Source organism: Streptomyces sp. NWU339, from assembly GCF_003143855.1.
Taxonomy (GTDB): domain Bacteria; phylum Actinomycetota; class Actinomycetes; order Streptomycetales; family Streptomycetaceae; genus Streptomyces.
In genome coordinates this window covers 65093-75650 of the sequence record NZ_QFRK01000041.1, presented here as the reverse complement: position 1 = coordinate 75650, position 10558 = coordinate 65093, and the positions used below count along the sequence as shown (strand labels likewise).

Below are 10558 nucleotides of genomic sequence, written 5' to 3'. Positions count from 1 at the left end.
CGGCGCGTGCCGCCCTCGTACCGGACACGCCACATGGACGGACATGACCAGCAGGACGCACGACGCCCCGGAGACCACCGGCGGAGTCGACACCCACGGCCTGACCCACCACGCYGCCGTGATCGACCCGGTCGGCCGGCACCTGGCCGACCGGGAGTTTCCCGCCACCATCCGCGGCTACCGGGACCTGCTGGGCTGGATGCGCTCGCACGGCACCCTGGTCGCGGTCGGGGTGGAGGGCACCGGCGCCTACGGTGCCGAGCTGGCCCGGGTGCTCACCGCGGCCGGCGTCACGGTCATCGACGTCGACCGCCCGGACCGCAAGACCCGGCGGACGAAGGGCAAGTCGGACCCGATCGACGCCTACGCCGCCGCGATGGCCGTCCTGTCCGGGCGTGCCACCGGTGTTCCCAAGAGCCGGGACGGGGTCGTCGAAGCGGTCCGCGTCCTGCGGATCGCGCGCCGCAGCGCGGTCAAGGCCCGTACTCAGGCGATGAACCAGATCCGCACCGTGCTGGTGTCCGCACCGGCGATGCTGCGCGAACGGGTCGCCGGCCTGGACCGGGCCGCGCTGATACGCGTCCTGACCCGGCTGCGGCCCGGCGACGACCTGTCCCGCCCGCTGGCCGCCACCCGGGCCTCACTGCGGCATCTGGCCCGCCGCCACCAGGCGTTGGACATCGAGATCGCCGAGCTGGACGCTGAGATCGGCCCACTGGTCGAGCAGGCGGCCCCGAAGCTGCTGGAGCTGTTCGGCGTCGGCCCCGAGACCGCCGGCCAGCTGCTGGCCTCCGCTGGGGACAACCCACAGCGGATGCGCTCAGAGGGCGCGTTCGCGCACCTGGCCGGGGTCGCGCCGATCCCGGCGTCCTCCGGCCGCACCCACCGCCACCGCCTCAACCGCGGCGGCGACCGGGCCGCGAACAACGCCCTGCACACCATCGTGCTGGTCCGCATGCGCTACGACGAACGCACCCGCGCCTACGTCGAGCGCCGCACCAAGGAGGGGCTGAACAAGAAGGACATCATGCGCTGCCTCAAGCGATTCGTCGCCCGCGAGGTCTACCGCGCGCTGACCAGCACACCAACCGAACGAACCAGTCAAAACGACCTTGCTCCTGCGGCTTGACGTCTATAGGAGCATCGTGGCGAGGCGCGACCTGGGATGTCAGTGTTGGCCCGCAGCCGAATGCGGCAGACAAGACGGGCGTCAACCGGCTGCTGCACCGGACAGGACACCGTCCACGAAGGCCCGGACCAGGCCGGCGACCCCGGCCGCGGTCATTTCCTTCGTCCAGGTCGACGTTGAGGCGTGGGCGTGGCAGTAGAAGGTGATGCGGTGCACGCCGTGCATGAACTCTGAACCGTGGGCGTGCGGACGGCGCTGGCAGCGACCGTGCCGCTCGACCTCCTCGAGGTGATCGAGGGCGACATCGAGGTGGAAGCGGCGGGGCAGCGTGCGCGCTTCCCGGCACCCGCGACATTCCAGGAGGTGCCGTGCGCTGCCCTCTCGGCGCAGGAAGGCCACGCCCTTGCCTTCGAAGGTGTTGCAGCTCGCGCACACCGGCCCCCGGACAAGGCCGTGGTCGTGGCAGTGGTCCCAGATGGACGCCCGGCTCTCGTGGCACAGGCAGCACAGATACTCATCAGCACGGGACGTACGGCGCAGCGAGCGGTAGGCGACGCCGCGCAGGTGCCCCGTGTACGTCTGGAAGGCCTCCCCCGAGCAGGGCGGGCACAGTGTGACGTACCCGCTCGCGGTCGTAGTGCGCCACGCCCAGCGACCGCCCCGGCGCCGACAGCCGGTGCAGAACCGGGCCTGCTCCGAAAGCGCCTGGTCCCGCTCTTGCCAGCGGTCCAGCATGTCGGCGTACGTGCGCGGGAGCATCCAGTGCGTCCCGGACCAGGTCAACAGCTGCAGCGGTCGGGTGCCGGCCACGGTGCGCTCACCGTAGAACGAGACAAGCTCCTCGAAGGTGAGCTGACCGGGCAAGCCGTTGGCGCCGATTGCGTACCGGCTGGACCAGACGTCGTCGTCGACGGGGTCGTAGACGTCGAAGTCGTCGTGTCGGCGGGAGCGCCGTGTGGCGTCGTACATCCAGCGATTCACCGTCCTGCGCCAGTTGGCCCGCTTCCAGTCCTCAAACGAGTCCCGCTCCCGGTCCTCGAAGAAGTGGCGGCTGGGGACCTGGGCTTCCACCAGATCGGCCTGGGCGACCTGGATGGCGGCGAGGGCCTGTGCGGCGCGGCGAATCTCCCGGTCGTCGTACTTCCAGCGGCCCTTGTCCTTGTAGCCGCGTACGGCGACGTCACCGATGAACACATGGCCGTGGTTGAGGAACTCGCCTTTGTCGGGGATGAGTTCACCGGCGTTGAGGGGCAGACCGCAGTCTTTGGTCAGTTCCGCCAGGATGTCCCGGGCCAGCTGTGGGCTGATGAGCATGCCCGGATGATCGCAGGAGGGTCTGACATTGCCGGAATGTCGTTTCCCCCGGCTCCGGGCGGAAGCCGGGTGAAACTTTGGGGTGGCTTACGACCTGCGCCAGCGGCGGTTCTGCCGGGGCAGGCCAAGCCGCGCCTGGCCGACGCGCTCGGCGTCTCGCAGCGCACCGTGGAGCGGTACGTGAAGGACCAGATCCGCCGGCCCCGCGCGGACCTCGCCCACCGCCTTCAGGACGCGGTGCGCGCCCGCCGGCAGCCCCGTATTCGTGAGCGCGTCCGGCGTCAGGCTGCCGCCAGCACGGGCCTGGTCGTCGACACCCGGGCCCGTATCGGCTTCACCGCCGCGCCCGGCACCACCGACGACGCCCGCATCCGCCACCCCACCCTCGCCCTGCCCCCGCAGCACGCGGCCCGCCTCTTCGACGCCCAGGATCGCGGTGCCGGCGAGCGGCAGCTGCGTGACCTGGCGGCCGAAGCGCTCGGCGAGGTCTACTTCCGCGACGGGGGCCGCCGCGCGACCGGCCTGGCGGTGCAGTTCACGGACGTCGAGCACGTGGAGTTCGACCTGTAGCCACACCGGATCGCACGAGCGGGCCTGTACGACAGCCACGTCGTCACTGGCGATGCAAGAAGCGACACCCGCGCCGCCTTCTGACGTAAGAAATCGATCCATGCCTGCATCTGCCCGCCCATGGCGCGCGTACCGTGGCGGTACGACCCGCCAGGAGGTGCCATAGACGGTCTCCCACGGGCCGTACCGCTCGGGCACATCCCGCTAGGGAGCGCCGGCGCGGGTGCGCCGGCGTATGCCGTCTGTCAGCTGCCGCTTGGTGTGCACCGGTGGCCGTCCAGGCTTCTTGCCCACCGGGAGCAGGGGCTCCAGCTTTGCCCACTGTGCGTTCGTCAGATCATGCCGCCCCACGAAGTGGATCGTGACACATCAAGATCCACTTCTGAAACGCACCCAGTGTGTTCGGTGCCACACCGGTCGCATCGGGAGACGACCTGGCCCCAGCCGCACGTGGTGGACTTGCTGGTCATTCGCCGACTGCCTCCAGCTCGTACGGCTCAGAGCGGGGGTTCTCTGCGGGGGCGTCCTGGCTGGTGTCGTAGTTGTTGAGTTTCTGGTCGATGTCGTCGGCCCCGTCGTGGATGGTGCAGAAGAGGTCTGGGTCGTTGTGCATGGCACCGGTCAGGGCCCGGTACAGGTCGGTGACGGAGTAGACCGGCGCCCACGCCTGCCCGGTGCACTCCGCATCGAAGGGGCAGGGCAGCAGGACGTCGAAGCCGAAGTTGCCCTCACCGTCGGCGTCGTGGCGGTAGGCGAGGGTGAGGTACTGCCGCCTGAGGCGGATCTCTGCAATGCGGTCCTTGCCCGACGCCAGGTCGGAGCCGGGCTTCCACCGCCACAGCGGCAAAACCTCCGGCCCGAAGAAGCCCCGGACCAGCGCCAGATCGTCCAGGCTCTCGCTGTAGTCCCGCCCAAGGCCGGCCTCGCGGGCCTCGGACAGCCGCTGCAGGAACGGCTCCAGCCGGTAGAGGCTGTCCGCGAAGACGACTTCGTTGAAGCCCTCGCTGAGCAGCGTCGGGAGGGAGTGGAGCATCGCCGTGTGCTGCTTGCGGACCGTGGCGTCCGGCACGGTCCGGTTTGCAGGCCGCGGGCCCTGGCGTTCCACGCACACAGAGGCCGGGGCGAAGACTAGGACGGCGATGACGGGCATGTGATGCTGCTTGGCAGCGGCGACCAGCGGCTCCCTGGCCAACCGGGTGACGTTCGTGGCGTCAACGACAGTGAACAGGCGCCGCGCCATCCGGCGCTTCAGGAGCAGGTGCAGGGCGTCGACCGCGTCGGTGGTTGCCTCCTGGTCGCCCGGGTCGTCACTGACCGCGCCGCGCAGGGCATCCAACGACAAGACTTGCGAGGTGAGCCAGGTGCTGGCCAGCGTGGACTTGCCGGCACCGGACGCGCCGATGAGCACCACCAGGCAGCGTTCCGGCAGCTTCGGGTACATCGGCATCGGTGAGGTCATACGGACTCTCCTAGCGTCATGAGTCCTTGATTCGGTTCAGATATCCGGCGAGGCGTTCGAAGATCTCATCAGCGGTCTTCGTCCAGACGAAGGGCCTCGGGTTGTCGTTCCAGTCGGCGATCCAGGCCCGGATGTCCTTCTCCAGGGCCTGGACGTTCTTGTGGACGCCACGCCGTATCTGCTTGTCCGTCAACAGCGCGAACCAGCGCTCGACCTGGTTCAGCCAGGAAGAGCTGGTCGGGGTGAAGTGCAGGTGGAAGCGAGGGTGGGCCAGCAGCCACTTCTGGATCGCGGGGGTCTTGTGGGTGGCGTAGTTGTCGCAGATCAGGTGCACATCGAGGTCGGCAGGGACCTCCTTGTCCAGCTTGGCCAGGAACTTCTTGAACTCCGCCGCGCGGTGCCGGCGGTGGAGCGAGCTGATCACCTCGCCGGTGGCCGTGTTCAGGGCGGCGAACAGGGTGGTCACGCCGCCGCGCAGGTAGTCGTGGGTGCGGCGCTCGGGCATGCCGGGCATCATCGGCAGCACCGGCGCGGACCGGTCCAGTGCCTGTATCTGCGACTTCTCGTCCACGCAGAGGACGATCGCCCGCTCCGGCGGATCCAGGTACAGGCCGACGACGTCACGGACCTTCTCGATGAACTGTGGGTCCCTGGACAGCTTGAAGGTGTCCACCAGGTGCGGCTTGAGGCCGAAGGTCCGCCAGATCCGCGAGATGGTGGACTGGCTCAGCCCGCTGGCCGCCGCCATCTCCCGGGTCGACCAGTGCGTGGCGTTCTTCGGGGTGGTCTCCAGCGTGCGCACCACCACCTCCTCGACCTTCTCGTCGTCCACCGTGCGCGGCGGACCGGGCCGCGGCTCGTCGGACAGGCCCTGGAGCCGATCGGCCGCGAACCGCTTGCGCCATTTGGCCACCGTGACCGGATGGACCCCAAGCTCCGCCCCTACCGCGGTGTTCGAGCCGCCGTCGGCGCACGCGAGCACGATCCGGCAGCGCAGTGCCAGCGCCTGCGAGGAGGTCGCCCGCCGTGACCAGCGCAGCAGCGTCTCTCGCTCCTCGTCCGTCAGAACCACCTCGACCGTCGGCCGACCCATACGCGCCATGAACCCAGCCTACTTCTATGATGTAATAAAGACTCATGACACTAGATCGGACTCGGAGTCGGACGAGGAGGCAGCGACGGGGCCTGCAGGGCCCACGGTTCACAAGAGCCGCTTCCGTCCCCACACGAGGATGAACGTGACGATGGCCGCGGTGGCTGTGAGCATGATGACTGCCCCCAGCCACTGCATCGGCTGCATCTGGGAGGCCGGGAGGTAGTCGGCCGCGTAGCCGATGACGTGCTTCGACTCCAGGCAGGACGTGCGGGCGGTGTTCTCCATCTTGTCCAGGCACGTCGTCCAGTCCAGGCGGGCTCCCGAGTCGGTGAGGAAGTACGTGCCTTGGCCCTGTTGCACCGCACCGGCGGGCAGTTCCGGCTGCCGGGCGTCGGGGCCTACGCCCTCGTGGGTGGTGACCGACAGGACATGGCCCAGGTTCAGGCGGAAGCGGTCCCAGATGAAGCCGATCGCCACCACTGTGCCGAGTGTGACCACCATCGACACCAGCGTGCGTCGCAGGAGCATGCCGATCGCCGCACCCACGGTGAAGGTGAGCAGGGCGTGGGCCGCCGGCAGGACCCCCGTGACGTCGAAGAACGCGCTGCTCGTCCACTCCAGGTTGTCGGCACGGCTCCTGACCGGGTTCCACCACCAGGTGAAGACGGCGCCCAGCGCGGTGGTGGACAGGGCGATCAGCGCGGCGGGCATCGCGAGCTTCGTGGTGAGCCAGCGGAGGCGGCTGACGGACTGCGAGGTCACCAGCTTTGCGGTGCCGGACTCCAGGTCGCCCGCGATCAGCGGGGCGCCGATCAGGACGCCCGCCAGGATGGGGGCGTAGCCCAGGTGGCTTCCGGCGCTGAACAGGCGGCCGGTGTACTTCTCGATGTCGGGCGGGAGGCTCTTCTGGGGGGACGTGGCGAGGTGGTCCGTCAGCTGGCCGCGCAGGTAGATCATGGCCAGCGTCGTCAGGAGCGTCAGGGCGAGCAGGGTCCAGAACGCCGCACGGTGCTGGCGCCAGACCAGCCAGATCGGTCCGCCGAATCGGGGGCCCTTGCGTGCAGGGCGTGCGTCGGGGGCCGTACGGGCCGGGTCGTGGGTGAGCGTGGTCATGCGGTCACAGCCTTCTGCCGGTCGCGGGTGAGGATGTCGTGGATGTCGCCGACCTGGGCGCCGGGGGCGATCAGCGGGGGCGCGTCGGGTGAGCGCAGGTAGGCGAGCAGCAGCTCCTCCAGAGTGGGCGGCTCGGCCTGTCCGCCGTACTGGATCGGGGCGCCGAGCCGTACGAGGACGCCGGGTCGGCCCTCGACGCCGGGCGGCTTGGAACCGATGACCCGGTGCGGGCTCCCGGCCGGGAACGAGGTGCCCGGCGGGACCGCGAACAGGGCGTGTGCCGCCCGTAGTTCGTTCACCTCGCCCGCGAGACGCAGGCCGCCGTTCGCGATGACGAGGAGGTAGTCGCAGATGTGTTCCAGCTCGGCGAGCATGTGCGAGGAGATCAGTACCGTCGTGCCGCGTTCGGCTGCCGCCGCCGTCAGCGTGGCCATGAGCTCGCGGCGGACCAGCGGGTCGAGGTGGGCCATCGGCTCGTCGAGGATGAGCAGGTCAGGGCACTTTCCGAAGGCCAGGGCGAAGGCGACGCGGGTGCGCTGACCGCCGGACAGCGTGCCGATCCTCGCCGCCAGCGGCACCTGGCCCGCGCGGACGATGCCCTCGGCGATCCCCTGGTTCCAGTGGGGGTTCAGCTCGTGGCCGAGCCGCAGCGTCTCGGCCACGGTGAAGCGCCGGAACAGTGGCTTCTCCTGGGTGAGGAACGCGGTGCGCAGGACCGCCTCCGTCGAACCCGGGGCCGCGCCGAAGATCCGCAGCGCGCCGGCCGTCGGGCGGATCATGTCGGTGGCCAGGCCCATCAGCGTGCTCTTGCCGGCGCCGTTGGGTCCTACGAGGCCGCAGACCCGCCCGGTCGGCAGCCGGAAGGAGACGTCGCGCAGGGCCCAGCCGCGCCGGTACTTCTTGCCGAGCCCGTGGGCCTCGATCGCGGGCTCGGGGGACTGCGGGGACGTACTTGCGAGACACCGCGATCCCGGTCCGTTTCCCAGGTGCATCGTCGCGTGGTCCATGGGTGGGTGGCTCCTGTACGTGGGGGGCGTGGGGGACCTTCGAGGGTCCGCACTACGGTGACGTTGGCCGTGGTGGCGACGTACTTCCGTGTCAGGTGTCAGGGAGGGTCACGCCGCTTCCGGTGGACACAACTCTGCTCGGCCGCCGCCCGCGGGGTATCGGGCGAAAGACAGATCATGCGCGGCGGGCTCCGACTTTCGGCCGGTGCGAGAGATCTCGGGTGTGCGAGATCGTGGCGGGATGTCGAGCAAGCCGAGAGAGGTGAAGGACGTGACGGAGATGGCGACCGGGGCGACCGCACCCGCGGTCACGCGGGGGAACGGACGTACGCGGCTGCTGCCCGTCACGTCATGGGTGCTGCTGGTCGCGGCCCTGGCCGGCCTCGCCCTCCTCGACCTGCTGGCCGGCTTCTACTGGATCGAGGACCACGGCCCCGCCAAGCTGATCGGCGCCTTGCTGGCCGTCGGAGTGGCCATTGCTTCGCCTCGGTTCGACGGGGACCGGGCGCTGCCGATGACGGCCTGCGCGCTCGCGGTCGTCTCGCTCTGCCTCTCGGTGTGGCTGCACATGGAGATGGTGGTCGGTTCGCAGGCCATGGGGTTCGCCGAACCGGCGGCGCTGGTGTGGCTCCTGCTGGTCGTCGCCCGGCGGGGGACGCCCTCGTGGGTGGTGGCGGCCGTGCCCGTGCTGTGCATGGCCATCGTGCTGCGGCCGGTGGCGGTCTCGGTGCGGCAGTCCACCATCATCATGGCGCTGCTCTTCGCGCTGGCCGCGGTCACGGCGCTGGGCGTCGGCCTCGGGACGCGGCTGCTCATGGTGGACCGGCGACGGCAGGCGGCGGCGCTGCGTCTCGAGCAGCGGACGGAGTTCGCCAGGGACCTGCACGACTTCGTCGCCCACCACGTGACCGGCATCGTCGTACAGGCGCAGGGCGCCCAGGCGGTCGCGGACCGCCGCCCCGAACTCGTGCCGCCCGCGCTGCGGCGGATCGAACAGGCCGGCTCGGAGGCGCTGACCTCCATGCGGCACATGGTGGGGATGCTGCGCGACGCCGACGGGGAGGTGGCGGTGACGCCGCTGGCGGGGATCGACGAGATGCGGTCGCTGGTCGAGGAGTTCTCGGCGGTGGGTGGCGCGCGGGCCAGGCTCGACCTTGAGGGGGCCGTCGACGATCTGCCGGTGGAGGTGACCACCACGGCGCACCGGGTGGTGATGGAGGCCCTCACCAACGTACGCAAACACGCCCAAGCCTGTACGGAGGTACGGGTACGGGTGAGCCGCTCGGAGGACCGGCTGACCGTACGGGTCAGCGACGACGGACGGCCGCGTCACGTCTCGCATGGCGGCTTCGGGCTGCATGGGCTGGTCGAGCGGGTGGGCCTGATCGGCGGAAGCGTGCAGGCGGGGCCGGTGACAGGCGGCGGCTGGGGTGTGGAGGCGACGCTTCCGGTGTCGACGGCCGGGGTGTCGGCGGCCGGGACGGCCACGGCAGGGGCGGCGGCTTCGTGACGATCCGGGTACTGATCGCCGACGACCAGGCCATGGTGCGCGCCGGGTTCGCGATGATCCTCGCGGCGGAGGACGACATCGACGTTGTCGGGGAGGCCACGGACGGGGTCCACGCCGTGGAACTCGCCGAGCTCCACCGCCCGGACGTCGTCCTGATGGACATCCGCATGCCGCGCATGGACGGCCTGGAGGCGCTGCGCAGACTGACGCGTCCCGGGACGGTGGACCCACCGAAGGTCGTGGTGGTCACGACGTTCGACGACGACGAGTACGTACAACGCGCCCTGACCCAAGGCGCCTCCGGCTTCCTCATCAAGGACTCGGGCCCCGCCCTGCTCGTCGAGGCCATCAGGGCGGCTGCCTCCGGCGAGGCCCTGGTGAGCCCGGCGATCACGGTCCGACTGCTGCGGCAGCTCAACAGTGCCGCGCCCGCTCCGCGCGAGCCGCACACCGCACTCTCCGAGCGGGAGAAGGACCTGGTGCGCCTGGTCGCCCGAGGCCTGACGAACGCCGAGATCGCCGACGAGCTGACCATCTCGGTGGGCACGGTGAAGACCCACCTCGGAAATGTTCAGACGAAGCTGTCCGCCCGCAACCGCGTGGAGATCGCGGCTTGGGCCTGGGAGTCGGGGTTGGTGGAGGGGCGGGGGTGAGCCACGCTCGGTGGCCGCCGTTCATGGCCCGCGCCGGCGAGCTCGACGGCGATGCGGCGGGAGGACTGGTGGCGGCGCATCTCGCACCAGGCCCGCTTCTCGCCGTCGGGCGCGTCGTCCTTGGTCTTATTGGGCGGGGCGGTGACATGGTCAGGGAACTCGTTGGCCAGCCCCCGGTAGCCCTCGTCGGCCTCGGCCTTCACCGTCGGGCACAGGCGGAGTGGCTCGGCGATGCCCTCGGTGCGCACGGCGGTCCGGTCGTGCATTCTGCCTGGCCTGTCGGCGCCGTTCCACAGGGCGCGACCCTGCCCGTCGCTGATGGTGGTGGTCTTGATGGTGTTCTGCTTCTCCCTGCCGGAGACGCACGCGCTCCTGCCGGGCCGGCGCGGGCACGGGGGCGGCGGACCTGAGTATCCATGCCGTCGATCCGCAAGGTCACGCCCTCGGCGTCGGCGTCGGCGAACCCGCGCGGCCGTCTTCACCTCACGGCCGGGCCGCGCTCAGCTGTCGCCGACCGAGTCGTTACTCCTCATCGGGCGGAGCCTGTGGTGGGCAGCGACCGGCAGTGGTCGGGTCGGATGAACGCCGAGTGGCCCAGGGGTGTTGTAGTGTGCCGCGTCGAAGTGGGTCTGGGCCGGCCCCGTCCTCGTCGACACCGGATTTCGCGCGACCCGGCACGGTGGCGGCCGGCTGCTGATGCGACGCCT

At 70.3% G+C, this 10558-nt stretch carries 11 protein-coding genes; 4 read left to right on the top strand and 7 right to left on the bottom strand.

Going from position 1 to position 10558, the window contains the following annotated elements:
- Window positions 1–43: 43 nt before the first annotated feature.
- Window positions 44–1129 carry an IS110 family transposase gene (locus DIZ27_RS33380; protein ID WP_109382148.1) on the top strand — a complete coding sequence of 362 codons (1086 nt, stop codon included), beginning with the start codon at window positions 44–46 and terminating at the stop codon, window positions 1127–1129.
- Between the two features lie 81 nt (window positions 1130–1210).
- On the opposite strand, the gene DIZ27_RS33375 is transcribed toward DIZ27_RS33380, so the two are convergent.
- Window positions 1211–2443: an endonuclease domain-containing protein gene (locus tag DIZ27_RS33375; protein WP_109382147.1), complete on the bottom strand. Its 1233-nt coding sequence runs from the start codon at window positions 2441–2443 to the stop codon at window positions 1211–1213.
- A gap of 36 nt (window positions 2444–2479) precedes the next feature.
- Here DIZ27_RS33375 and DIZ27_RS33370 point away from each other — a divergent pair, with 36 nt between their 5' ends.
- Window positions 2480–3013, top strand: coding sequence for an XRE family transcriptional regulator (locus tag DIZ27_RS33370; protein WP_375232031.1), 534 nt, complete (start codon window positions 2480–2482; stop codon window positions 3011–3013).
- 204 nt (window positions 3014–3217) lie between these two features.
- Here the strand turns inward: DIZ27_RS33370 and DIZ27_RS33365 are convergent, their stop codons facing one another.
- The 5 genes from DIZ27_RS33365 to DIZ27_RS33345 all read right to left on the bottom strand — a co-directional run bounded on the left by DIZ27_RS33365 (window position 3218) and on the right by DIZ27_RS33345 (window position 7688).
- Window positions 3218–3364: a transposase gene (locus DIZ27_RS33365; protein ID WP_258308656.1), complete on the bottom strand. Its 147-nt coding sequence runs from the start codon at window positions 3362–3364 to the stop codon at window positions 3218–3220.
- 115 nt (window positions 3365–3479) lie between these two features.
- Entirely contained in the window at window positions 3480–4472 is a 993-nt protein-coding gene (locus DIZ27_RS33360; RefSeq protein ID WP_109382145.1) for an ATP-binding protein, read from the bottom strand.
- Window positions 4473–4488: 16 nt separating this feature from the next.
- Complete coding sequence (locus tag DIZ27_RS33355; RefSeq protein WP_109382144.1) at window positions 4489–5574, bottom strand: IS630 family transposase; 1086 nt, start codon at window positions 5572–5574, stop codon at window positions 4489–4491.
- Between the two features lie 99 nt (window positions 5575–5673).
- Complete coding sequence (locus DIZ27_RS33350) at window positions 5674–6681, bottom strand: ABC transporter permease subunit (protein ID WP_109382143.1); 1008 nt, start codon at window positions 6679–6681, stop codon at window positions 5674–5676.
- The gene (locus DIZ27_RS33345; protein WP_258308655.1) at window positions 6678–7688 is read right to left on the bottom strand and encodes an ABC transporter ATP-binding protein; all 1011 of its coding nucleotides are present in this window, start codon (window positions 7686–7688) and stop codon (window positions 6678–6680) included. Before DIZ27_RS33345 ends, DIZ27_RS33350 begins: the two co-directional genes overlap by 4 nt.
- Window positions 7689–7929: 241 nt before the next feature.
- Between DIZ27_RS33345 and DIZ27_RS33340 the strand changes: the two genes are divergently transcribed.
- Complete coding sequence (locus tag DIZ27_RS33340; protein ID WP_258308654.1) at window positions 7930–9198, top strand: sensor histidine kinase; 1269 nt, start codon at window positions 7930–7932, stop codon at window positions 9196–9198.
- The gene (locus DIZ27_RS33335) at window positions 9195–9851 is read left to right on the top strand and encodes a response regulator transcription factor (protein WP_109382142.1); all 657 of its coding nucleotides are present in this window, start codon (window positions 9195–9197) and stop codon (window positions 9849–9851) included. The genes DIZ27_RS33340 and DIZ27_RS33335 overlap by 4 nt, the downstream gene beginning before the upstream one ends.
- On the opposite strand, the gene DIZ27_RS33330 is transcribed toward DIZ27_RS33335, so the two are convergent.
- The gene (locus DIZ27_RS33330; RefSeq protein ID WP_219933676.1) at window positions 9770–10333 is read right to left on the bottom strand and encodes a transposase family protein; all 564 of its coding nucleotides are present in this window, start codon (window positions 10331–10333) and stop codon (window positions 9770–9772) included. The two genes, DIZ27_RS33335 and DIZ27_RS33330, sit on opposite strands and share 82 nt — an antisense overlap.
- Window positions 10334–10558 lie beyond the last annotated feature (225 nt).

Excerpts from the sequence above, each read along its gene's own strand:
- DIZ27_RS33375 (WP_109382147.1), bottom strand. The coding sequence starts at position 2,443 with ATGCTCATCAGCCCACAGCTGGCCCGGGACATCCTGGCGGAACTGACC.
- DIZ27_RS33370 (WP_375232031.1), top strand. The coding sequence starts at position 2,480 with ATGTCGTTTCCCCCGGCTCCGGGCGGAAGCCGGGTGAAACTTTGGGGT.
- DIZ27_RS33360 (WP_109382145.1), bottom strand. The coding sequence starts at position 4,472 with ATGACCTCACCGATGCCGATGTACCCGAAGCTGCCGGAACGCTGCCTG.
- DIZ27_RS33355 (WP_109382144.1), bottom strand. The coding sequence starts at position 5,574 with ATGGCGCGTATGGGTCGGCCGACGGTCGAGGTGGTTCTGACGGACGAG.
- DIZ27_RS33350 (WP_109382143.1), bottom strand. The coding sequence starts at position 6,681 with ATGACCACGCTCACCCACGACCCGGCCCGTACGGCCCCCGACGCACGC.
- DIZ27_RS33345 (WP_258308655.1), bottom strand. The coding sequence starts at position 7,688 with ATGGACCACGCGACGATGCACCTGGGAAACGGACCGGGATCGCGGTGT.
- DIZ27_RS33340 (WP_258308654.1), top strand. The coding sequence starts at position 7,930 with ATGTCGAGCAAGCCGAGAGAGGTGAAGGACGTGACGGAGATGGCGACC.